26 protein-coding genes and 1 pseudogene are annotated in these 21,740 nt (G+C 62.5%); 8 read left to right on the top strand and 19 right to left on the bottom strand.

Annotated features, from left to right (window positions below):
• Nucleotides 1-21: 21 nt before the first annotated feature.
• Nucleotides 22-390: a winged helix-turn-helix transcriptional regulator gene (locus NKH28_RS21675; RefSeq protein WP_352774308.1), complete on the bottom strand. Its 369-nt coding sequence runs from the start codon at nucleotides 388-390 to the stop codon at nucleotides 22-24.
• Between the two features lie 90 nt (nucleotides 391-480).
• Here NKH28_RS21675 and NKH28_RS21670 point away from each other — a divergent pair, with 90 nt between their 5' ends.
• Nucleotides 481-1,086 (top strand): NADPH-dependent FMN reductase, encoded by a 606-nt coding sequence (locus NKH28_RS21670; protein WP_352469781.1) that lies wholly within the window; start codon nucleotides 481-483, stop codon nucleotides 1,084-1,086.
• A gap of 74 nt (nucleotides 1,087-1,160) precedes the next feature.
• On the opposite strand, the gene NKH28_RS21665 is transcribed toward NKH28_RS21670, so the two are convergent.
• Nucleotides 1,161-1,553, bottom strand: a complete 393-nt coding sequence (locus tag NKH28_RS21665; RefSeq protein WP_352450464.1) for a winged helix-turn-helix transcriptional regulator — start codon at nucleotides 1,551-1,553, stop codon at nucleotides 1,161-1,163.
• Nucleotides 1,554-1,651: 98 nt separating this feature from the next.
• Between NKH28_RS21665 and NKH28_RS21660 the strand changes: the two genes are divergently transcribed.
• On the top strand, nucleotides 1,652-2,632 hold the full coding sequence (locus tag NKH28_RS21660) for a quinone oxidoreductase family protein (protein ID WP_352774310.1): 981 nt from the start codon (nucleotides 1,652-1,654) through the stop codon (nucleotides 2,630-2,632).
• A 49-nt stretch (nucleotides 2,633-2,681) separates the two neighbouring features.
• Here NKH28_RS21660 and NKH28_RS21655 read toward each other — a convergent pair whose 3' ends face one another.
• The 5 genes from NKH28_RS21655 to NKH28_RS21635 all read right to left on the bottom strand — a co-directional run bounded on the left by NKH28_RS21655 (nucleotide 2,682) and on the right by NKH28_RS21635 (nucleotide 6,280).
• Nucleotides 2,682-3,410, bottom strand: coding sequence for an HAD family acid phosphatase (locus NKH28_RS21655; RefSeq protein WP_352980395.1), 729 nt, complete (start codon nucleotides 3,408-3,410; stop codon nucleotides 2,682-2,684).
• 702 nt (nucleotides 3,411-4,112) lie between these two features.
• Entirely contained in the window at nucleotides 4,113-4,547 is a 435-nt protein-coding gene (locus NKH28_RS21650) for an FKBP-type peptidyl-prolyl cis-trans isomerase (protein WP_352468461.1), read from the bottom strand.
• A gap of 229 nt (nucleotides 4,548-4,776) precedes the next feature.
• The gene (locus NKH28_RS21645) at nucleotides 4,777-5,502 is read right to left on the bottom strand and encodes an SDR family oxidoreductase (RefSeq protein WP_352775099.1); all 726 of its coding nucleotides are present in this window, start codon (nucleotides 5,500-5,502) and stop codon (nucleotides 4,777-4,779) included.
• 34 nt (nucleotides 5,503-5,536) lie between these two features.
• Nucleotides 5,537-6,022 (bottom strand): VOC family protein, encoded by a 486-nt coding sequence (locus NKH28_RS21640; RefSeq protein WP_352980374.1) that lies wholly within the window; start codon nucleotides 6,020-6,022, stop codon nucleotides 5,537-5,539.
• Nucleotides 6,023-6,094: 72 nt separating this feature from the next.
• The gene (locus NKH28_RS21635; RefSeq protein WP_352567970.1) at nucleotides 6,095-6,280 is read right to left on the bottom strand and encodes a DUF1127 domain-containing protein; all 186 of its coding nucleotides are present in this window, start codon (nucleotides 6,278-6,280) and stop codon (nucleotides 6,095-6,097) included.
• Between the two features lie 205 nt (nucleotides 6,281-6,485).
• Between NKH28_RS21635 and gcvA the strand changes: the two genes are divergently transcribed.
• Entirely contained in the window at nucleotides 6,486-7,379 is an 894-nt protein-coding gene (gene gcvA, locus NKH28_RS21630; RefSeq protein WP_352775091.1) for a transcriptional regulator GcvA, read from the top strand.
• 56 nt (nucleotides 7,380-7,435) lie between these two features.
• Here the strand turns inward: gcvA and NKH28_RS21625 are convergent, their stop codons facing one another.
• The 4 genes from NKH28_RS21625 to NKH28_RS21610 form a co-directional block, all read right to left on the bottom strand.
• Nucleotides 7,436-7,909: a VOC family protein gene (locus tag NKH28_RS21625; RefSeq protein WP_352450557.1), complete on the bottom strand. Its 474-nt coding sequence runs from the start codon at nucleotides 7,907-7,909 to the stop codon at nucleotides 7,436-7,438.
• Between the two features lie 247 nt (nucleotides 7,910-8,156).
• Complete coding sequence (locus NKH28_RS21620) at nucleotides 8,157-10,154, bottom strand: ABC transporter ATP-binding protein/permease (protein WP_352980373.1); 1,998 nt, start codon at nucleotides 10,152-10,154, stop codon at nucleotides 8,157-8,159.
• A gap of 236 nt (nucleotides 10,155-10,390) precedes the next feature.
• Complete coding sequence (locus NKH28_RS21615) at nucleotides 10,391-10,879, bottom strand: SRPBCC family protein (protein WP_023678366.1); 489 nt, start codon at nucleotides 10,877-10,879, stop codon at nucleotides 10,391-10,393.
• Nucleotides 10,876-11,193 carry an ArsR/SmtB family transcription factor gene (locus NKH28_RS21610; protein WP_023678365.1) on the bottom strand — a complete coding sequence of 106 codons (318 nt, stop codon included), beginning with the start codon at nucleotides 11,191-11,193 and terminating at the stop codon, nucleotides 10,876-10,878. Before NKH28_RS21610 ends, NKH28_RS21615 begins: the two co-directional genes overlap by 4 nt.
• A 195-nt stretch (nucleotides 11,194-11,388) precedes the next feature.
• Here NKH28_RS21610 and NKH28_RS21605 point away from each other — a divergent pair, with 195 nt between their 5' ends.
• Nucleotides 11,389-11,679: a hypothetical protein gene (locus NKH28_RS21605; RefSeq protein WP_352980372.1), complete on the top strand. Its 291-nt coding sequence runs from the start codon at nucleotides 11,389-11,391 to the stop codon at nucleotides 11,677-11,679.
• Between the two features lie 52 nt (nucleotides 11,680-11,731).
• Here NKH28_RS21605 and NKH28_RS21600 read toward each other — a convergent pair.
• Nucleotides 11,732-12,024: pseudogene (locus NKH28_RS21600) on the bottom strand (hypothetical protein).
• A gap of 179 nt (nucleotides 12,025-12,203) precedes the next feature.
• Here NKH28_RS21600 and NKH28_RS21595 point away from each other — a divergent pair.
• On the top strand, nucleotides 12,204-12,464 hold the full coding sequence (locus NKH28_RS21595; protein ID WP_352933218.1) for an NAD(+)--rifampin ADP-ribosyltransferase: 261 nt from the start codon (nucleotides 12,204-12,206) through the stop codon (nucleotides 12,462-12,464).
• A 119-nt stretch (nucleotides 12,465-12,583) separates the two neighbouring features.
• Here the strand turns inward: NKH28_RS21595 and NKH28_RS21590 are convergent, their stop codons facing one another.
• The 3 genes from NKH28_RS21590 to NKH28_RS21580 form a co-directional block, all read right to left on the bottom strand.
• Entirely contained in the window at nucleotides 12,584-13,321 is a 738-nt protein-coding gene (locus NKH28_RS21590) for a class I SAM-dependent DNA methyltransferase (protein WP_352819948.1), read from the bottom strand.
• A 76-nt stretch (nucleotides 13,322-13,397) separates the two neighbouring features.
• Complete coding sequence (locus NKH28_RS21585) at nucleotides 13,398-14,708, bottom strand: hemolysin family protein (RefSeq protein WP_352469792.1); 1,311 nt, start codon at nucleotides 14,706-14,708, stop codon at nucleotides 13,398-13,400.
• 59 nt (nucleotides 14,709-14,767) lie between these two features.
• The gene (locus NKH28_RS21580; RefSeq protein WP_352819949.1) at nucleotides 14,768-15,709 is read right to left on the bottom strand and encodes a LysR family transcriptional regulator; all 942 of its coding nucleotides are present in this window, start codon (nucleotides 15,707-15,709) and stop codon (nucleotides 14,768-14,770) included.
• Between the two features lie 127 nt (nucleotides 15,710-15,836).
• Between NKH28_RS21580 and NKH28_RS21575 the strand changes: the two genes are divergently transcribed.
• Complete coding sequence (locus NKH28_RS21575; RefSeq protein WP_352816108.1) at nucleotides 15,837-16,856, top strand: zinc-dependent alcohol dehydrogenase family protein; 1,020 nt, start codon at nucleotides 15,837-15,839, stop codon at nucleotides 16,854-16,856.
• A gap of 47 nt (nucleotides 16,857-16,903) precedes the next feature.
• Here NKH28_RS21575 and NKH28_RS21570 read toward each other — a convergent pair whose 3' ends face one another.
• The 4 genes from NKH28_RS21570 to NKH28_RS21555 all read right to left on the bottom strand — a co-directional run bounded on the left by NKH28_RS21570 (nucleotide 16,904) and on the right by NKH28_RS21555 (nucleotide 20,042).
• A complete protein-coding gene (locus tag NKH28_RS21570; RefSeq protein ID WP_352980371.1) occupies nucleotides 16,904-17,611 on the bottom strand; it encodes an LssY C-terminal domain-containing protein in 708 nt (235 codons plus the stop codon).
• 66 nt (nucleotides 17,612-17,677) lie between these two features.
• Nucleotides 17,678-18,532, bottom strand: coding sequence for an extensin-like domain-containing protein (locus NKH28_RS21565; protein WP_352980370.1), 855 nt, complete (start codon nucleotides 18,530-18,532; stop codon nucleotides 17,678-17,680).
• Nucleotides 18,533-18,643: 111 nt separating this feature from the next.
• Nucleotides 18,644-19,507, bottom strand: a complete 864-nt coding sequence (locus NKH28_RS21560; protein ID WP_502906649.1) for an extensin-like domain-containing protein — start codon at nucleotides 19,505-19,507, stop codon at nucleotides 18,644-18,646.
• A 109-nt stretch (nucleotides 19,508-19,616) separates the two neighbouring features.
• Nucleotides 19,617-20,042 (bottom strand): DUF3775 domain-containing protein, encoded by a 426-nt coding sequence (locus tag NKH28_RS21555; protein ID WP_023678354.1) that lies wholly within the window; start codon nucleotides 20,040-20,042, stop codon nucleotides 19,617-19,619.
• 236 nt (nucleotides 20,043-20,278) lie between these two features.
• Here NKH28_RS21555 and NKH28_RS21550 point away from each other — a divergent pair, with 236 nt between their 5' ends.
• Entirely contained in the window at nucleotides 20,279-20,836 is a 558-nt protein-coding gene (locus NKH28_RS21550; RefSeq protein WP_352541060.1) for a tetratricopeptide repeat protein, read from the top strand.
• 318 nt (nucleotides 20,837-21,154) lie between these two features.
• Complete coding sequence (gene greA / locus NKH28_RS21545; protein WP_023719113.1) at nucleotides 21,155-21,628, top strand: transcription elongation factor GreA; 474 nt, start codon at nucleotides 21,155-21,157, stop codon at nucleotides 21,626-21,628.
• Nucleotides 21,629-21,740: the final 112 nt, after the last annotated feature.

Raw genomic sequence — 21,740 nt, 5'->3', positions numbered from 1 at the left:
AAACCTTTGCAGCACAAGGGTTCAGCTGTGCACGGCGTCGAACTTCTCGCGCGCCGCCTTGACGCGCTCGGTGTTCTTGCGTGCCCATTCGCCGAGCGCATCGACCGGCACCAGCAGTTCGTAGCCAAGATCGGTCAATTCGTAGTCGACCCGCGGCGGGATGGTCGGGAACACGGTGCGTGTAACGAAGCCGTCGCGCTCGAGCCCGCGCAAGGTCGTGGTCAGCATCTTTTGCGAAATGCCGCCGACCGCGCTGCGCAACTCGTTGAAACGCAGCGGCCCGTTGCCAAGCTTGCCGACGACGAGCACCGTCCATTTGTCGCCGACGCGCTGCAGGATTTCCGAGATGGCGCGGCAGTCCTCGGTGCGGTGCGGGTGCCTTGGTAACAAAAAAGTGCCTCCTTGCACATTGAGCGGCCAGTTACTCATATAGCTCAGGTATCTAAACGATACCAGTATTCCCGTAAGGAGAGCCCCTCTATGTCAAAACCCAAAATTGCCATCGTCATTGGTTCGACCCGCGCCGCGCGCTTTGCCGACGTCCCGGCCGAATGGATTGCCAAGATCGCCAAGTCGCACGCCGATATCGACGTTGAAGTCGTCGACCTGCGCGATTTCCCGCTGCCGTTCTTCGATGAGGTCGCATCCTCCGCCTGGGCGCCGTCGCAGAACGAAGTGGCGCAGCGCTGGCAAAAGAAGGTCGCCGGATTCGACGGCTTCATCTTCACCGCCGCGGAATACAATCATGGCCCGACGGCCGTGCTGAAGAACGCCATCGACTACGCCGCCAACGAGTGGAACAAGAAGCCGGCCGGCTTCGTTGGCTATGGCAGCGTCGGTGGCGCGCGCGCGGTCGAGCAGCTGAGGTTGCATGCGGTCGAGTTGCAGATGGCGCCGGTGAAGTCCGCCGTACACATCTCCTGGGCCGATTTCCTTGCGGTCAAGCAAGGCGACAAGAAGCTCGACGAGTTCGAGCACCTCAACCAGGCGGCAACCGCGCTGGTCAACGACATTGCATGGTGGGCCAGGGTGCTGAAGACGGCGCGTCAGGCCGATGCCGTCGCCGAGGAAGTCAAGGCGGCCTGAGCACAGGTTCGAACAGTCCTCCCAAGGATTAAGTCTCCCAAGCATTGGGGCGGCGCGTGCGCCGCCCTTTTTGTTCATACGGCATGGGCGTCCTGCGCTTGCCGTGGTCTGATGATGCAATCGGCAAGGCGGTCCATCTCATTCAGCTCGTCGGCGTGATGCTGGCCCCACTGGCAAAGTGCCAGCAGGATCGGCTCGAGGCTGAGGCCGAGCCGCGTCGCCGAATATTCGACGCGCGAAGGTATCTCGGCAAAGATCTCGCGGCGGACGAGACCGTGCTCTTCCATTTCGCGAAGCTGCTGGATCAGCACTTTCTGGGTGATATCGGGCATCAGCGCCTGCAGCGCCGACAGCCGCCGGGGCGCGTCGAAGAGATGGTACAGGATGACCGCCTTCCAGCGGCCCGAAATCACTTTCAGCGCGCGCTCCGCCGGCAGCATCGGCAGTCTCTTGATCGGCTTGGCCATGGTCACCTCCCGGTCAGCAGCGGACAAATTGGTGTGTAGTCGAAGCCAGGCAGATAGTGGCAAACAGCGGCCGATGCCAACAGCGATCGGTGCATGCGATGAGAGCCATTCAACTGAGCCGCTTCGGCGGGCCCGACGTTCTCGACATAGTCACGGTGCCGAAGCCTGAGCCGCAAGCCGGCGAGGTCCTGGTCCGCGTTCATGCGGCCGGGGTGAATTTCTTCGAAGTGCTGATGCGCGCGGATCGCTATGCGGTGACGCCGCAACTGCCGATGATCCCTGGCGTCGAGGCCGCCGGGATCGTGGAGGCGCTTGGGCAGGGGGTGGACGCTTCCTTGCTCGGCACGCGCGTCGCCGCGCCGTTGTTCGCCTCGAGCCGCCCGTTTGGCGGCTATGCCGAGTATGTGACGATCGACGCAAGCCTGGCCGTGCCCTTGCCGGATTCGCTCTCGTTCGAAAACGCGACGGCATTGATGGTGCAAGGACTGACGGCATTGTATCTATCGCGGCAAAGCCCGCCGGCCCGCAGATCGGTGCTGGTCGCCGCTGCCGCGGGCGGCGTCGGTTCGTTGCTCGTCCAGCTTGCCAAGCGCGCCGGCGCGAGCCGTGTCATCGCGGCAGCCGGCAGCAAGGCCAAGCTCGACCTTACTTTGTCGCTGGGAGCCGATGCTGCCGTCAACTACAGCAACACGGATTGGCCGGTGCACGTCCGGGCAGCCACAGACGGCGCCGGCGTTGACATCATCTACGACATTGTCGGCGGCCCGCTGACGGCGGTTGCGCTGGAGGCTCTGGCACCTCGCGGAGAGTTGGTGTTTGCAGCACTCGGCAGATACGCGCTCGGCGCCCCGGAGATGGAGGCGATGATCGGCCGCAACCAGTCGCTGAAGGGTTTTGCCCTGCTGCCGTTGCTGTCTACGGACGGGCTCCGTGACGGCCTTTTGGAGCTGTTCGATCTGGCCGCTGGTGGTCAGCTTGTGGTGACCAAAGGTGGCCGCTTCCCGCTCGACCAGGCCAGCCACGCACATCGCCTGCTGGAGGAGCGCGGCGCGACCGGCAAAGTTGTCTTGATACCTTAGTAGGTGCTCGGCAAGGAGCCGAGGATCCGGGCTTGTGCCGTTCCGGCCGTCAACGAACCCGGTAGAACGGATTAGGCAGCAGGAACAGCTTCTCGGCATGCCCACCGAACAGGTCGGATGGCTGGTCACCGACATTGGCAATTATTGTGTAGCCGGCCTTTTCGATTTCGGCCCTTATGGGTGCCTTGAAATCTGCGGCGGAACCGTATTTGGCCCCAGGCTGGACCATGTAAAGGTGCTCGTAGCCGGCATAGCCGGCCGACTGCAGGTTCTGTTCGGTTGCCTGACGCTGGTCCTCCGGACGTCCGGTGATGAAGAACACCGCGACTTTCGCCGTTCGCGCCTGCCGGAAAACCTCCAGCACCGGGTCGATCGCCGGATCCTTCGCAAGCTGATCCCAGGCGGCCCAGCCACAGGGACCGTCGATTGCGATGTCGCAGGCGCCGCCGATAGGGCGGCCGAAATTGTCACGTGTGATCACTTCCCAGTTGGCCAAAGCCGTCTCGTCGATATCGAGCACCAGTGCGGGGCGAGGCACCTCCATTGCGCGCTTGACGACCCAGTCGCCTGCCTGCTTCGCCACAGCGGCCAGGTCGCGATCATAGTCGCCGGAATCATGATAATTGGCAGCCGCCAGCATCGCATCGCCGACATTGGCCGGCTGGGACGGGCTTGTGAGAAGGAGCGAGTCGGAACGTGCCGGCGCAGGAACATTTGTGCCAATCATCAGCACGATTGCCCCGACACGCGCAATTCTATTCCAGCCAATCGCCCGCATCACGGGACTTTGCGGTCACGAGAAGTCGGCTGTCAAGCGAGGTCTTCCACAGGTAGTGTCTCAGTTTGAAATTTGAAATATGCGAAAGCGCCTATCCCGGTTTGCTCGTCTAGGCGAAACCGCCTATGTGCTCAGCGGAAAGCATGGAAGGCACCCAATGTCAGATCCGATTCAGTTGCTACCATTCGCCTTGTTGACAGTCCTCACAGCAATCCCCGCGTGGGTGCTGTTTGGGCGACTAAGAATGTCTCGGGCGTGGGTGCTTCTCTCTGTGGTCCCGTTGGGAATGATAATCATTCTCTGGGTCGTCGCGTATAAGCGCTGGCCAATTCAGGAGGCAGCAATTGCCCACCGGACCTAGGGGCCAGAAGCGCCCCGCCGATGTGATCGGCAACGCCGTCCGCGTCATGCGCATGCAAGACTCCTGCGAGGAAGTCGAGCTTCGGTGGCCAGGCACGCCGCCACCGCCTGACTACGATGGACAGTCGTCTTAATTTCAAACTGAGACACTACCCTTCCACAGGTCCGCGAACCTGCGACGCTGAATTGGACATTCCAGATGCCGAATGTCTCTATGGGTTGCTGCACGCTACACGATTTCCGCCGTCGCGGTCTTTGCCTCCGAACAGGTGACGCACCGCCGGAACCGCCGGTCGAAATGCGTCACCCGAAAATCATGGCCGTTACGCGCTTTGCCGTGCCCTACGCCGCCTGAACGATCTCGACCAGTTCAACGTCGAACACGAGATCGCGTCCGGCCAACGGATGATTGCCGTCGAGCTTGACGCTGGTGTCGTCCACGCCGACGACTGTTACCGGCATCGGGCGCCCTTCCGGGGTTCTGACCTGCAATCGAGCGCCGATATCGACATTGATGTTGTCTGGTACGCGGGCGCGATCGACGGTCATGACCGCTTCGGGGCGGTGGGGGCCATAGGCGGCCTCGGCGGGAATGGTGACGGTGCTTTTCGCGCCCACCTCCATACCCTCGACATGGGTTTCGAGACCGGCGATCACTTGTCCTTCACCCAACGTGAATTGCAGCGGTTCGTTGCCGGAAGAATCGAACTGAGTGCCGTCAGCCAGGCGGCCATTGTAATTGATGCGCACGGTGTCGCCATTCTTGGCCTGTGTCATGATAGCCATCCTTTGAAAGTTTCGAGGGGCCGGCCAGAGCTCACGGTCCCGTCCTCGATCATCCACACACTTAGGTGCGCGGCGCGAAACGCTAAAACTAGGGACCTGGCTGCCGATGTAAACCCCGATTGCGCCGGCATGACCCGCCGGCGTTCGTCGCCTTCGGCAGCAGTGCACCGGTCCAGCAGTCATGCCGGCTCAACCCATCCAGGCGGCGTGCAAATGGCGGCTAGATCAGGTTATGGCCGCCATCGATGCGGATCGTCTCGCCGGTCGTGAAGTCGCTTTCCATGAGGTAGAGGTAGGCGGCGGCGACGTCCGCAGCGGTCGGAATTTTTCTCGATGGCAACCGGGCAGCCATGTCGGCAAAGAAGCTGGATTTGGCTTCTCCAACAATGTCCCACATCGGTGTATCGACCCATCCGGGCGACACGACATTGACGCGCGTCGGGGCCAGTTCGAGCGCCAGGGCGCGGGCGAAGTAGCTGAATGAACCGGCAATCGCGGAGACGACCGAGCCTCCCGGCACCGGCGGCCGATCCTTATTTATTCCCGAGGTGAAGGTCATCGAGCCGCCGGCTTTCAGGGTGCGCACAGCGTGCTTGGAAAGCATGACGGCGCCAATCAGCTTGTTATCGACGAAGCCTCGCACAGCCTCCATGTCGGTACTGCCGATGGGATCGACGGGCGGCAGTGTTCCGGCGGTCGATACGAGGTGATCGAAGGGACCGACCTCGTCGAACAGGCGAGCGACGTCCGCTTCGTCGGTCATGTCGGCGACCACGCTGGTCACGCGGCCCGCATTGAGCGTCCGTTCGGCAGCCAGCAGTTTCTCGGGCGAGCGTCCGACGATCACGACCTTCGCTCCGCCGTTGAGAGCAGCTTCCGCGACGCCGAGACCGATGCCGGAACTACCGCCGACGACGATGACTTTCCTGTCCACGAGCGATGTCATGAGGGTTCTCCGTTCGTTGCGATTGCGGTGAGGGTCAGGCCTTGCCGGCATATGCGGCTTCGAGGTCGGCGATGATGATCTTGCGCATCCCGTACATCGCCTGCCGGACGCGGTTGGCCTTTTCGCGGTCCGGATCGGCACTCAGCCGCGGCAGGATTTCCGGGATGACCTGCCAGTAGACGCCGTATCTGTCGGTGAGCCAGCCGCAGGGTTGTGCCCTGCCGCCGCCGGCGGTGAGCGCCTCATAGTAGTAGTCGGTCTCGGCCTGGTCCCTGGTCTCGATGTAGAGCGAGAGCCGCTCGTTGAAGGGCGGCTGCGGCCCGGCATTGAGCGCAGTGAGGTGCAGTCCTTCGAGCTCGAAATCGAAGATGGCATGCGGGACCGTCTTGTTGGTTCCGGACACCCAGTCGGTGTATTCGACGGTCTGGAGCGCTGTGCTGTTCTTGAAGACCGAGAGATAGAAATCGCGAGCTTGCTCCGCGTCGGTGTTGAACCAGAGGAATGGGTGGATGGTGGCCATGTCCGTTCTCCATTAATTCCTTGCGACAGCGATCTTTTGCGAAGAGCCTGTCCGCTGTTGCTTTCGTTCAGGCTAGCGGTGGTCCGACGGCCGATAGACCGAGCCGTCCCAGTCGCGGGCAAATCCGAGGTCTTCGAGCCGGCGGGTGGAGAAGCGTGCAATCTGCCGCCCAGTCCGGCGCCGGCTGCTCGAGGCGAGGATGCGGCCGGCCATGCCGGTCAGGACGTCGACGATCGGTTCAACTCGTTTGGCGTTCATGGTGCTCTCCCAGAGTGGCGGCAGTTTTGGTTTCAGCAGTTGCCCCGCGACTTTTGTCAGCGAGAGTATCAGTCACATCAAATTCGCCTTTTGCAGCGACGGTGAATGACTGATTACGCGAACAAACATGCCGGCTTCTGGCCTGGACGACAAACGACTTATCGGCGACAATGTGTGAGCGATGCTCACACATAGGTCTCGGTCCATGCCCCGGAAGCTGCCTCCCCTCACCACCTTGCCGAGCTTCGAGGCCGCGGCGCGCCTGTTGAGTTTCTCCAAGGCGGCAGAGGAACTTCATGTCACCCACGGCGCGATCAGCCGGGCGATCAAGAACCTTGAGGATCAGCTCGGTGTGCAGCTGTTCGAGCGCGGTACGCGTTCGGTGAGTCTGACAGCCGTTGGCGAGCCCTATGCGCGGGCGGTGCGCGAGGCGCTCGCCCAGTTGGCCACCGCCACCGCTGCAGCAACAGCCCGCTATTCGAGCTCGACATTGAACGTCAGCACCTCCGATGGCTTCGCGGGGAGATGGCTGGTGCCGCGCCTCTATCGCTTTCACCGTGCGCATGGCGACGTCGATGTGCGGGTTTCGACAAGCGGGAAGCTGACCAACTTCCTCGGCGACGGCATCGATGTCGCCGTCCGTTATGGCAATGGAAACTATCCGGGGCTCACGTCGGAGTTCCTCACCGGCGAGGAGGTGTTTCCAGTGTGCAGCCCAAAGCTTCTTGAGGGTGCACATCCGCTCCGCACGCCTCAGGACCTCAAACACCACACGCTGATCCGTGACAGCTTTCCGATCGACTGGGCGACCTGGCTGGCTAGCGCCGGGGTCGAGGGCGTGGACCCGCAGAGCGGGATTACCTTCGACTCTGCCACCTTTGCCATGGAGTCGGCCGCACAAGGCGAGGGGGTGGTGCTCGGCCGGACCATGCTCGTTGCGGCCGACCTTGCCGCCGGGCGACTTGTCCGCCCCTTCGGCTACGCCCTGAAATCCCCCTCCAGCTTCTATTTCGTCTACCCGCCGGAGGCGATCCGTCAGCGCAAAGTCAAGGCTTTCAGGGATTGGCTGCTTTCAGAAGTCACGCCGCAAATGGACTGACGGGAAGGCCGGACCGGGTGATGCACCGACTTCCGCTTCGGGTCACCGCAGGACTGTCAGCCGCGCCGCGCCGCCTCGATCGCTGCAACGTCAATTTTCTTCATCTCCATCATCGCCTCGAATGCGCGCTTTGCTTCATCGCCGCCGGCGGCCATCGCTTCGGTCAGCACGCGCGGCGTGATTTGCCAGGAGATGCCCCATTTGTCCTTGCACCAGCCGCAGGCACTTTCCTGGCCGCCATTGCCGACGATGGCGTTCCAATAGCGGTCGGTCTCCTGCTGATCGTCGGTGGCGATCTGGAAGGAGAAGGCTTCGTTGTGCTTAAACGCGGGCCCGCCATTGAGGCCGAGACAGGGGATGCCGGCGACCGTGAACTCGACCGTCAGCACGTCGCCTGCCTTGCCGGACGGGTAGTCGCTGGGAGCGCGGTGGACGGATTTCACCGAACTGTCGGGAAAAATCTCGGAATAGAAGCGGGCCGCAGCCTCGGCGTCCTTGTCGTACCAAAGGCAGATCGTGTTCTTGGCGATTGTCATTGCTGGTCCCTTTGCTTTCGAAATCAATCTGGGCTTTTGAAATCAACCCGGGTTGCATCGGCGTTGCACCGGACATGGAAATGCGCTCGTGCCATCGACGTTCCGACAGCAGCAGCTGCCCGGAATCAAGGTACCACGACTGCTGCTTTCAGGACCAGATGCGGGCAGTGACTCGAACCGGCGATGGTCCGCCTGATCCGACCGGCGGCCTCACTCTTTGCGTAGGGCAGCGCCGCTTTGCTCAAGGTCGCGCTGGCTTTCCGTTGGCGCGCCGTTGCCTCAGAAGGCGCATGAGCAAGTTCCGTCTGTCCTTGCGCGGGACGAGTTCGATATCGCTGACAAGTTTTGCGCCGCCCTTGTGCCGCTCCAATGTGATCTTGCGGCTGTGGAAGGCCTCCAGCTCGGCGCGGTGCGCTACGCTTATGATGGTGACCTTCGGCAATTCGCGAATAATCATCTCCATCATCTTGTCCTGGCTCTTCTCATCGAGTGCCGACGTTGCCTCGTCCAGCACGATGATATCGGGGCGGTGCAGCAGAAGACGCGCGAAGGCGAGGCGCTGCTTTTCGCCACCCGACAAGGTCTGGTCCCATGGCGCGTCCTCCTCGATCCGGTCGTTGAGGTAGTCGAGCCCCACCTTGTCGAGGGCAGCCTTGATCTTATCCAGCGTCCAGTTGTCGGCGGCGCCTGGATAGGCGACAGCGCGGCGAAGCGTCCCGGTCGGGATGTAGGGCCGTTGCGGCAACATGAACAACCGTCTGTCGGCGCGGATGTTGACGCTGCCGCTGCCCCATGGCCACAGACCCGCGACGGCCCGCACCAGCGTACTCTTGCCCGAGCCGGATTCGCCGGCGACGAGCACCCGCTCGCCTGGTTCGATCACGACCTCGGTTTCCTTGACCACGGCGGTGCCGTCGTCGAGCGACACGGAGAGATTGTTCAGGCTGAGCATCGCATTGCCGCCGGTCTCGCCGCGCTTTATGCGTCCCAGCGTGTTGCTCTGTTCCGCCCGCTCGAGCCCGTCGAGCGACATCATCAGCGAAGCGATGCGTCGAGCACAGGCGTTCCAATCGGCGAGACGGGGATAGTTGTCGACCAGCCATCCGAACGCGCCCTGCACGATGGCAAAGGCCGAGGCAGCCTGCATGACCTGTCCAAGTGTCATGCTGCCTTCGAGGAACTTTGGAGCGCAAAGCAAGACCGGCACGACAGGCGCAAACAGGCTCGACCCCTGAGACACCAGCGCCGTGCGCATGTGCTGGCCTGCAAGGAGCGCCCATTGCCTGAGCACATGGGCAAATGTCTTGTCCATGCCGCTGCGCTCCTCCTCCTCGCCGCCGAGCAATGCGATGCTCTCGCCGTTTTCCCGCACGCGCGTCAGCGTGTAGCGGAACTCGGCTTCCGCCTGATTTTTTTCCTCGGAGAGGTGGACGAAATGACGGCCAATGACCGCCATCGAAGTGGACGTGATCGCGGAATAGAGCACTGCGGTGATGACCAGGAAGCCGGGAATGGTGACGGTCGAACCTGCAATCGTCAGGGTCAGGGCGCCGCCGATCGTCCACAGCACCACGATGAAGGTCGAGGCCGACAGAAATGCGACGATGACACCGGCGATGAAATCGACGGGCGATTCGGTGGCAATCCGCAAATCCTCGGCGATGCGGGCTTCGGGGTTGCTATGATCGCCGCCGACGAGGTTAAGCTGATAGTAGCGGCCGCTTGCGAGCCAGCGCGCAATGACCGCGGTGGTGAGCCAGGACCGCCAGCGGCGCTGTATCCTCATGCGAAAGAAGACCTGTGCCACCACAAGGCTGGCGCTTCCGAGCACGAGTGGCAGGAATACGGCGCTCAGCCAATATACGGTGTGGGCATTGCGTTGCTCAATGGCGTCGAAAATTGCGCGGTTCCAGACATTGATCCCATACTGGAAGCCGACATTGGCGATGATCAGGACCAGCAGCCCGATCGTCAACGGCCAGGCCACCCTGTCGCCGCTGCCGCCCCAGTAACCGCGCGCGCTGATCCAGAAGCGCTTAAGCAGGTATCTCTTGCGCGCCCGCTCGGCCTCTTCAGGTGTCAGCTCAGGATCGGGTTCGGTGACGTCCGGCGGCGGCGCGGGCTGGCCGACGACCTCTGACGCGACTTCGACAGTCGATTGTTTCTCGCGGCGCGACTTCTCGGAATCGCGCGTTCGGGCGCCGTCAACCGATTTCAGCTTAAATTTAGCCTCGGGCATCCGGCGATAACGGCTTAAAAATCAGAAGGTTTCATAGCGTCAGCCGCCGAGTCTCGCGAACTGTAGCCTCAAGAAGTGGCGCCAACGTCAATTGAGCGCTGCCCATCCAGTCAAAAGGATGAGGGCCAACGTGACCAACGCTCCAGAGACGTACAGAATCGTCCCGAGACTATCTCCCTTGGCGGCGTTTCCGCCATTGGTTCTTGCCAGTCACGCCCTCAAAGTCGCCAACGGTGTCAGGCGGTCGCACCGGGGAAAAGGTCGTGGAACCGCCGCAAGTACAGCGGCCAGCCTTGATCGCTATCAACCCCCCCGCGCACGCCCTCCCAGCCTTCGCCATGGCGTTCGAGATTCCGGTGCTCGATCTCAACCCGGGTTCGGTTCTCCGTCTCAGCCGTGAACCGGACTTCCCATTCGCTGGTTTTGTTCAGGTCGCTCTCAATCTGCCACCGAGGGCTGATGTCCCAGCTCAGAATCAGCCGGCTGGGGGGATTGTAAGCCAACACACGAGCCCAGCGGCACTCGCTGCCGTCCACGCCGCGATCGTAAACGTGGCCCCCGACCCAGGGTTCGAAGATCGTCTCTGCGATCGGTACGGCAAGAAGATTGTGCTCGCGAGGTTTGAATTTCCCGAAATCCTCGGTGAAGACCTTGAAGGCACGCGCGATAGGTGCCTCGACAACGACGAAATGCCTTACGGGCGCGGTTGCAGGAAGCTTGCTCATGGCTGGTCCTTCTTTGGGTGCTCGACGGCCAGTTTGTAGCTCGCCAGGGTCTTGCTCCAGAACTGATCGATTTCCGCGCGCAGACTTGCTAGGCCGTCCGGATCGATACGGTATATTCGTTCCTTGCCTGAGCGCGTGTCGGCCACAAGCCCGGCATCCTTGAGTACTTTCAAGTGCTGAGAGACCGCCGGCCTGGTTACAGGCAGCACACGAGCAAGTCCGCTGACCGAACAAGGCTGTTCGACCAACAATTCGAATATCGTGCGCCTCGTCGAGTCTCCGAGCGCTGTCCAATGTTTCGCGTTAGTGGCCACTAACGCGAACTTAAATCGATGGGCCTGCGCTGTCAACCTGGAGGGGTCGACGGTGCGGAACCACAGCCCCGGTCGGACCCTATCGGTTAACGGGAAAACTGTTGCTCGCGTTTTCGGAATTGCTCACGTGCCGTCGCTGGATTCCGGAACAAGGGTGCGATTTTGCCGTTGAGCCAGAAACTGGAAGCGACCCGCATGTCCGAATTGCCGAATGAAGAGATCGAAGGGCGGCTGAACGCCCAGCGCGAGACTCTGGCGCTGGTCGTTGCGCTGCTTGCCAGCAAGGATACGGCACCCGAGCGAATATGGGCCGAACTGGAGGCCCGATTTCAGTTTCAGAACAGTCAGGAGGACCCCGGCGTTTTGCCTAGCCGTGCGTTTGCCATCGAGGCTGCGAAGATGCGGGAGTTCAAGCTGATCGCCGAAGAGGCGCGGGCGCGCAATGCGGAATGGAACGACAGGGACAAGCCACAGGGCGCCAGCTGAAACCGCGGCGAGTGGATGCAAGACCGGCTATTTTACGATGACTGAGCAAGCGTCAGCTTTGCTGCAAAAGTGTACCTGCCAACTCTTGCCATTCCTCGTCAAGCGTCAAGGTCGACGGCGCCGCGTTGCTGCGGCGATACCAATATTCCGCATTCGACTGGTCGCCTTCCTTGCGGTGGAGATAGGCATGCACGTGCATGCCCGCCGTATCGTCGCGCTGCTGCGCGCACTCGTGCGCCTTAGCCCAATCGCCCTTTGCATCCCACCACAGCGCCTGCAGGGCAGGGCTCAAGCCGGCTGGCGGCTGTGGTTTCGCAATCGTTCCCTGAAGGCTTGCAGATCCATCTTTCCACGTTAGCGACGGTGCAGGCGCCGATAATAACCGCGCCGGCAGCCGACCGCTAGCGCGCATCGGGCGGTATGGCCGAAATGGGTGTCGGCAGCGCTAAGCGCGGACGGCCGATAACCGCGCGGCCGGAGGCTTGATTCGATGGCGTGCATGAAATAGTGCGCGCCACGACACCATGATGCCTGGGACGACGAGGATGAGTAGCGAGCCGATGACAGCGTCCGACCAGCCGCGCCAATTCTACCACGGCACGCGGGCCGATCTTAAACCGGGAGACCTGATCGAAGCCGGTTACAGCTCCAACTACGGCGCGCGAAAGCAGGCAGCCTGGGTCTATCTAACCGGCACTCTGGATGATGGACCATCTCGAACGGCTGAGGGCACAAGGCATCGAGGCAATCGATTGATCGCTGAGTCCTGCGATTGCCAAGCTTGACCTGGCTGACGGTCGGCAGTCTCATTTCTGCGTCGCAGCCGCCGCAAAATACGGCTCCACGTCCGCAATGGGGCCGCGAGTTGTCGTTGCTTGCAGGGCTGGAGAGCGGATGCTCCTTTTCATCTGGCCGCGAACGTGATGATCTCTGGGCTCGAAGGGCCAAGTGGGCTGCCGTCAAAGTCGCCGAATTGCTGTTCGATCCGTAGCCCCGCGTTCCCCAGCAGGCTCGATAAGGCGTCCGTCTCGAGGAATCGCAAGGTGCTGCGACTAACTTGCGGAAGGCTCGGATGCTTTCCGCCGAACCTGTGGGTGAATGTCACCGTCTGTCCATCGAACGGCACGATCACCTCTGTTGTGATCTGCACCAGCGACCCGTCAGGCAGCTCAACGACGACCGCATTTTCGGGTGTCCAGTGCTCCCACGCCCGCACCGAAGGGTTCCGCGTTTCGAACGCGAAGCATCCGCCTGGGACAAGGGCGTGTCGGACAGCCGCCATGAAATCCCTCAGGTCTTCGTCGCTGACAAGGGCCTGGAATGCGTGCCCCGTCATCACAATGAGATCAAATTCGGCTGTCCAGCCGGCCGATTGGAGATCGCCGAGAACCCATTCGATATCCGCGCGCGTTCGTGCGCGATTCAACACGACGGGTGCTGGGTCGATGCCGCAGAGCCGCCCTGAATGTCCGGCCAGGCGTGCCTCGTGAAGGAGGGTGCCCGTTCCACATCCGACATCAAGCACCGCGTCTGCTGTTAGAATGCGGGGCAGGTAGAAATCATAGTCGTCGCGCGCAGATCTCGGGTGCCAGGCATCGTAGACGGCAGCGAGATATGGGTCGGCGAAAAGCTGGTCGACCATAGGCGGTATTCCCAATCAACTTTGACTGTGCGAGCGGTGTCGCCGCGAGCATATAGCCCATAAGTAGCGTCGATCCTTAGCGCACGACCTCGCGGTGGCCGCCGGGCAGGCGGGTGGCGATGAGCTTGTCGATGCGGCGGCCGTCGAGGTCGACGACCTCGAAGCGCCAGCCTTGCGCGTCGACGCATTCGCCGGTCGCCGGCAGATGGTGCAAATGCGACAGCACATAGCCGGCGACGGTTTCGTAATCGCGGCTCTCAGGCAGGTCGATGCCGAGGACCTCTGCCATCTCGTCGGCCTGCATGTAGCCGGCGAGCAGCCATGAGCCGTCCTCGCGCTTGACGGCGTTTTCCTCTTCGCCGGCGTCGAGATCCGAACGGAAGACGCCGGTGATCGCTTCCAGAATGTCGGCCGGGGTGACGATGCCTTCGAAATGGCCGTACTCGTCATGCACCAGCGCCATCGGCACGTCGGATTCCTTCAGCGTCGCAAGCACGTCCAGCGCGTCGGCCTGGTCATGCACGATTGGCGCGGCCCGCACGTGCCGGCGCGGGTCGAGAGCGCGGCCGCCGAGCATTGCGGCCAGCACGTCGCGGGTCTGGACGACGCCGATCATGGCGTCGACGCCGCCGTCGCCGGCCGGCAGGCGCGAATGCTGGGTGTCCATCAGCAGCTTCCTGATGGCCGCCTCGTCGGATTGCAGATTGATCCAGTCGACCTCGGTGCGCGGCGTCATCACCGCGCGCACGGCACGGTCGCCGAGCCGCATGACGCCGGCGATCATCCGCCGTTCGTCGGATTCAATGGTGCCGTGGTGCTCGGCTTCGGCGACCAGCATCTTGATCTCCTCGTCGGTGACCTTATCCTCGCTCTGACCGCGCTGGCCAAGCAGCCACAGGAGGGCGCGGCCGGAAAAATCGAGCAGGAAGACCAGCGGCGCCGAGACGCTGGCGAGGATGGTCATTGCCGGGGCGACCCTGACGGCTACCCGTTCGGGGTCGCGCAATGCGATCTGCTTGGGCACCAGTTCGCCGATGATCAGCGAGCCATAGGTGATGAGGGCGACGACGATGCCGACGCCGAGCGGATCGGCGAGGCTTTCGCGGATGCCGGCCGACGCCAGGGAGGTGGCCAGCCGCTCGCCGAGCGTGGCGCCGGAAAAGGCGCCGGACAAGACGCCGACCAAAGTGATGCCGATCTGCACCGAGGACAGGAATTTTCCCGGATTGGCGCCGAGCGCCAGGGCCCGGCCGGCGCCCTTGACGTTGCGGTCGATCATCGTCTTGAGGCGCGCCGGCCGCGACGAGACGATGGCGAGCTCGGACATCGACAGAAGGCCGTTAATGCAGATGAGGACGACCACGATGGCAATTTCAGCATAAAGCATGCCGGGTCCATAGCATTGCCGCGCTGTTTTCGAAAATAGGACGGTCGCGCTTTTTAAATTTAGCGAGCCGGGCAATCAGGCGGCACTCCTGCCGCATCCCAGGACGGCGCGGCAAAATGCTCGATCAGGGCGTCGACGACGACGCGCACCTTTGGCGCGAGATTGCGTGTTACCGGCCAGATGGCATGCACCACGGTGTTTTCGACAAGACAGTCCGACAGAACCATTTCGAGCTCGCCGCGCCTGATGCTGTCGGCCGTCAGCCATGTCGGCAGATAGACGATGCCGCAGCCGGCCAGTACCGCATCGAGCATCGGTTCGCCGTGACCGAGCACCAGCCGCGCCTTGGGCGCGAATTTTTCGAGACGGCCGTCGGCATGCCTGACGGTCCAGGGATGGACCGTGCCGTCGCGGCCGTAGCCGATGAGGCTGTGCCTGGCCAGGTCCTCGATCGATTGCGGCCTGCCATGGGCGTCGAGATAGGCGGGGGCGGCGCAGACGCCCGAACGCTGGGCATAGATGCGGCGCGCGGCGAGCGACAAGCTGTCGTCGAGGTCGCCCATACGCACCGTCAGGTCGATGCCTTCCTCGATCAGGTCGACGCGCCGGTCGTTGAAGGAGATTTCCATCGTCAGATCCGGATATCTTTTGGAAATCTCGAACAGCACTGGGGCGACGCACCGGCGGCCGAAGGCCAGAGGCAGGTCGACACGAAGCCGGCCGGAAGGCACCTGCTTGCGGGAAGCGAGCAGCGACTGGGCGGCATCGATCTCGGCCAATGCCCTGACGCAGGCTTCGTAATAGCTCAGGCCCTCGCTGGTCGGGCTGAGGCTACGGGTGGTGCGGTTGAGCAGGCGAACGCCCAATCGCTGTTCCAGCTGCGCGATCGACTTGCCGACCGCCGATTTCGTGACATGCAGCCGCGCGCCGGCGCCGGTGAAGCTTCCGGCCTCCACCGCGTGAACGAATGCGACGATGCCTTGCAAATTGGCCGATTCCAATGAAGCGCTCCTATTGTAGAGTTTTGCTCCTTAATCTGTTGCAGAACATGCCACATGGAAGCACTTTTCTCCATAGTGAAACGGCGTAAATGTCTCGCGCAATCATCAACCACGGAGCGCGAACCAAATGAGCACCGAAAACAGATCCTGGCAGATGAACGGTTTCGGCCTGTCCAGGTTGAAGCCGGCTGATGGAAAGCTGCCCCAAGCCGGGCCGCATGATCTTCTGGTACGCGTCACAGCGGTATCGCTGAATTATAAGGACAGGATGATCGTCGATGGCGTGCTGATACCGGACCTCAGCTTTCCGTTCGTGCCGACATCGGACGCGGTAGGCGAAGTAGTCGCCATCGGCAGCGAAGTCAGCCGCTTCGGCATTGGGCAGCGCGTGCTCGGCCAGGTGATCGCCGACTGGCCGGACGGCGACGCCCCGCCGGTGCTGCACAAGCATACGCTTGGTTCGTCACTGCCCGGCATGCTGTCCGAGCATGTGCTTTTTCATGAGGATGCCGCCGTGGCGGCGCCGCCGTCGCTCAGCGACGTCGAGGCATCGACGCTGCCGATTGCGGCGCTGACGGCGTGGTTCGCGCTGGTCGAGGCGGCCAAGCCGATCCCGGGCGAAACCGTTCTCATCCAGGGCACCGGCGGCGTGTCGCTGTTTGCGCTGCAATTTGCCGCCGCCTTCGGCCTGCGCGCCATCGTCACCTCGAGCAGCGACGAGAAGCTCGAACGGGCGAAGGCGCTCGGCGCCTGGCAAGGGATAAACTATCGCAGCCGGCCGGCGTGGGACGAGGCCGCGCGTGAGCTGACAAACGGCGCCGGCGTCAGCCACGTGCTGGAAATGGTCGGCGGCGACAATGCGCGACGCTCGCTCAACGCGCTGGGCGCCGACGGCCGGCTTTCGGTGATCGGCCTTCTCGGCAGCATGGAACTCAATTTTCCGGTCCTGCCGTTCATACGCAACCGGATCGTCGTACAAGGCATATCGATCGGCCACCGCCGCGCCTTCGAGCGAATGAACCAGGCGATCGAGACGCTCGCGATCAAGCCGGTGATCGACAAGGTGTTTGGCTTCGACGAGGTGCCGCAGGCATTTGAGCGTCTGGAGACAGGACCGTTCGGCAAGATCGTGATCACCGTGCCCTGAGCCCGTCGGGACGAAATGGCTGTCAGACGGGAAGGCCGATTGCGCGCCTACGGCAGTTGCAGCAGGACCCCGATGATGGCCCTGCCGTCGGTGAAATAGGGATCGCCTTCGCCGTTGCGCCCGGTCTTTGTGGCGCCGACGCCTGGTATCTCGCTGGTCGAGATCAGCATGCCGGCGGCGGAGAGGTCGTGCATCAGCCCGTCGCGCTCGGCGTCGACGTCGGGGCCGATATGATGGGTGATCGCGCCGGTGTCATGGCTGAGGCCGACGCCCCGGTCGAAGCTTGCCGAGCCGAGCCAGAGCGGCCGGCCGTCGTCTCCGGTCGCATGGGTCTGCCAGAAGCGGACGTGGTGGCGCCGGTCGGCGCTGTCGCCGACCGGCTTTTCGAAGGCTAGGTCCTGGGAGCGGCCTTCGAACAAAAGCCGGCTGACCGGCGCGTCGGGATAGGGGCGGTTGAACAGCACGCTTTCGCCGATCTCGATGGCGGTCTTCAGCGTGATGGCGTCTGCCGTATCCCAGCCGGCGACGGCAAAAGCATGGACAACCTCCTTCTTGGTGCCGACAAGGCCGACATTGATCGGATCGCCCGGAATGCCTTGCGGCGTGTGCGTCACCATCTCGAATTGCTGATTGCGAAAATTGCGGTCCCGTAACGTCCAGAACTCAGGCGCGGCGAAATAGGCGAGCGAAAGATAGGCGGCACAGCATGCCACCAGCCAGGTCGTTGCACGTCGTCGAAGGCTCCGTTGGCTCAAGAGGCACCACCCAAGCGTCTGCGCACCATCTTAACCGGCGCAGCAAGTCTTGGGCAGGGGCTGCAATCAGCGGCAGGCGCGATAGCCGTTCTTGCGGTTCTTGATGTCGAAATGGAAATGATTGCGGTGGTCGTAGTTATAGCCGGGGCCGAGCACGGTGGTGAAATACTGGCAGCCGTCGGCGCGCACATTGTTGAGGAAGCCGCGCGTGCGGAAGGCGAACAGGCCGGGCTTGCGGACGTCGATGTCGTCGCCATTGTTAAGCTCGATGCTCATCACGTCGAGCGCATTGCCCTTGCCGTGTTCCGACAAAACACCTTCGCCGGCAATCCTGCGGCAGGAATAGCTCGAGCCCTGGTGGATGGTCTTGACGCCTGAAAAATAGCGCCAGCGGGCCGACGGCACGAGTTCGTTCCTGGTCCAGCCGGCAAAGCTGGCGGCCATGTCGCAGGTCAGCGTCGCGGCCGGCTTCATCTCGACGCTGCCGATGGCCGACATCTTGACAGGATAATCGATGCCGCACTGGCCTTCATGGATCGGCGCAACATCGGTGTAGACGACGCCGAGGCGTTTCAGTTCCTTGCGGCAATCGATCTCGGTGGCCGGCATCTGTTCGGCCGGCGACATCGGGTTGTCCAGGCGCGGATAGGCGGCCGTCATAAAGGGATTGGACGGGACGAGGCGCTGCATACCCGAATATTGCGGCCCGGAATCTTGTGCGCCGGAATATTGCGCGCCGGAATTGGGCGGGACGGCAGCGGTCTGGCTGCCGACATCGACGGCCGGCTGCAGCGACAGCACGCTGCCGGTATTGCAGGCTGAGACCGCCGCCACGGCAAGCAGGGCGGCAAGCCTGCCGGCTATGCGCGCGCATTCTATGTGCCGCGCAGCGGCAAGCGCAGCGCGAAGTAGCCCGGCCATCGGAAGGGTTCCTGTCCCCAGATGGCACAGACTCTAAACCTGAAGAGTAAAGGAAAAATCAGCGGCGCCGTTCACGCCTGCGGCCAAATTGCGGCGCCCCGGCGGCCGGCGTCATTGGCAAAACGTGCCGCCATTGCGGCGCGGTTCAAGATCGAAATGGAGATGCAGCGAATGATCCGCATCGCTGCCGGGGCCAAGCACGGTCTTGAACGGCCCGCAGGCCGCCTTGCGCACTGTGTCCAGGAATTTCGCGTCCTTGTCTGGCGGCGTTGGCCCGACATCGATCTCCTTGCCGTCGGAAAGCGTGAAGCTGGCGATGTCGAGCGCGTTGCCGAAGGCGTGCTCGGACAGTTTGCCGCCGGCGTGGCGCGGCCGGCAGACGAAGGCGGAGGCCTGGCCGATCGATTTGATATCCATACCGAACTCGGCCTTTGCGGCAGGCTGGATGACCGAAGCAGCAAAGCGTGCGGCCGCTTCCGCCATCTGGCAATTGAGCTCTGGGTCCGGGCCGATGGCGATGGATTTGCCGAGCGTCTTCAGCACGATCGGGTAGGGGATCGAGCAACCGACCGCCGTATCATGCTCGGGCTTGCGCTCCTCGAAATCGACGCCCATCGACTTCAGCCGCCTGCGGCAGGCCAATTCCTCGGCCGGCATTTCTTTCCCGGCAATGGCGACCGATCGAGGATCAGGAAGGATTTTTTGCTCCGCCTTCTCGTCTGCCTCGGCCGGGTTTGGTGGCGCGCCTGGTGGGCTTGCCGGCGGCTCAGCCCGCGCCGGCTTTTCGGGCGGCTGCGGTGCAATCGTCGGCGGCTCCGGAGCATCCTCCGGGCGCGGTTCGGGGACCGGGATCTCGGTTGGTGGCGGCGGAGTGACTTGCTGGTTGAGCTGCGGAACCGGTGCAGTTTGCGGTAGGTCGGGTGCCTTGGCTAAAACGGGTCCCGCCAGCGGCGTAGCCGCAACGGCCAGCAGCAATCTGCCCAATCTGAAAAAGCCAAACGCCGCCATTACGTCGCAACGGCCAGAATGCAGGGAAGTTGCCTTGGACGAAGGTTCGAGGCGATCACAATCGGTAACCGCGCCGTCACGCGCCGATCGCCTCCAGGCCTTCCTCGAGCCAGTCCGCCAGCAGCGGCATGCCGAGCAGATATTTTGCCGTGCGCTTGTTGGCGCGCTCGCGGGCGGCGGACAGCGCGTCCGTCCATTCCGTCGCGTCATAGTCGCCGCGGCCGACCCAGGCCAACGCAATCAGTTCGGCCGCTTCGTCGACATTGAGATCGTCGATCAGCTCGCGCAATTCTTCTTCGGTGAGATCTTCGGAGCTTTCCTCGGCAAGGCCGTCATGATGGTGGTTGTCGTGCGCGTTGCCGTCGAGCTCTACCTCGTGCTCGGCGCCGTCGGCATAGTCTTCGTTGACGGCGGCGCTGAGCGCCTTCGCCTTCAGGATGAACAGGCGCACGGTGTCGGGACCGATCGAAAGCTCCCAGTCTCGTTCAACGCGTTGCTGCACCGGCCGTCTCCCTGCTTCGTGCTCGGTCGGCCCGATGATAGCGGATTTGCAGCGCTCGTCACGTTATCTTGCGCGGCGGCGTTGATCGTGAGCATGATTTCCGATGCCCTCTCTTCCCGGGATAAGATGGCCTTGCTGGGAGAGATCGCGGTTTTGAGATAGGATGGCATTTTCCGGGGACGAAACGGCTTCGGCCCGGCGTTAGTGTTGCATTGTCAGGTTCAAAGGAGAGTGTAATGCGCAGACGATTGCTGATTTACGCCATGGCCATTGCCGCCCTGCCGCTGATTGCGGCTCCGGCGTTTTCGGCTGGTGAAGGCGGGGGAGGTGGTGGCGGCGGCGGCGGCAATGGCGGCGGCGGCCAGAGCCAGTGCAAGAAGGGGCAGGCCTGGGACAAGAAGCAGAAGAAATGTGTCTCGCCGAAGCAAGGCATGCTGGATGACGACAGCATCTATGATGCCGGTCGCGCGCTGGCGATGGATGGACGCTACGACGAGGCGATCGCCGTGCTCAGCCTCGCCGCCAACAAGCAGGACCCGCGCATCCTCAACTATCTCGGCTATTCGCACCGCCATTCCGGCCGCGTCACCGTCGGCCTCGGCTATTACGAGGAAGCGCTGCGCATCGACCCGAATTACACGCTGGTGCGCGAATATCTCGGCGAGGCGCACCTGCAGATCGGCGATCTTGCCGGCGCCCAGGAACAGCTCCGCGAGATCGAGAAGCGCACGGGCAAGGGGTCTCGCGAATACGGCATGCTGTCGGAGCAGATCGATCACTTCATGAGGAGCTGATCCGCCTTCCGGAACGCTGCTCATAACCGGCTGCGAGCGATCGCAGCCGGTTTTTTGCTGTGCTCACATGCTGCTCGGAACTGGAATTTGGCATCACGGTACACGTGATGCGCTCCTTGACGTTAGGTCAGCCGCGCAATCGGTGGATGATTTTTCAAAAACCGACTTTTTGGACGTGAAAAACCCGCGAAGATTGCTATATCTTGCAAGATTGTGGTGAGACGGTTCCGTTAGCGAGGCTGCCGGACCGTTTTCTTTTTGTACCATCGACAAGGTCGCTCCCGATTGCGGGGGCGGCGGCAGGAAAGGTCAGGCATTATGAACAAGGTCCCGATGACAGGCGAGGGGTTCGCGTCATTGAAGGAAGAACTGCGCTGGCGCCAGCAACAGGAGCGGCCGCGTATCATCGAGGCGATTTCCGAAGCGCGCTCGCATGGCGACCTCTCCGAAAATGCCGAATATCACGCGGCAAAAGAGGCACAGAGCCTCAATGAGGGCCGGGTCAACGAGCTCGAGGACCTGATCGCGCGGGCCGAGGTGATCGATGTCACCAAGCTCAGCGGCGACAAGGTCAAATTCGGCGCCACCGTGGTGCTGGTCGACGAGGATACCGAGGAGAAAAAGACCTACCAGATCGTCGGCGACCAGGAAGCGGACGTGAAATCCGGCCGCATCTCGATCTCCTCGCCGATCGCGCGCGCCCTGATTGGCAAGGAAGTCGGCGACGCCATCGAGGTCAACGCACCGGGCGGCGCCAGGGGCTACGAGATCGTCCAGGTGCAATTTATCTAGGGGATTGGCGCTGCTCTGCCTTCTCCCCCTGTGGGAGAAGGTGGCCTCGCGAAGCGAGGTCGGATGAGGGGTGTTCCAGCTTGGCTCCCTCCGCACTCCGTCCAACACCCCT

The sequence above is a fragment of the Mesorhizobium sp. M1227 genome, assembly GCF_040318315.1.
Lineage (GTDB): Bacteria > Pseudomonadota > Alphaproteobacteria > Rhizobiales > Rhizobiaceae > Mesorhizobium.
This window is presented reverse-complemented; position numbering and strand designations above follow the sequence as displayed.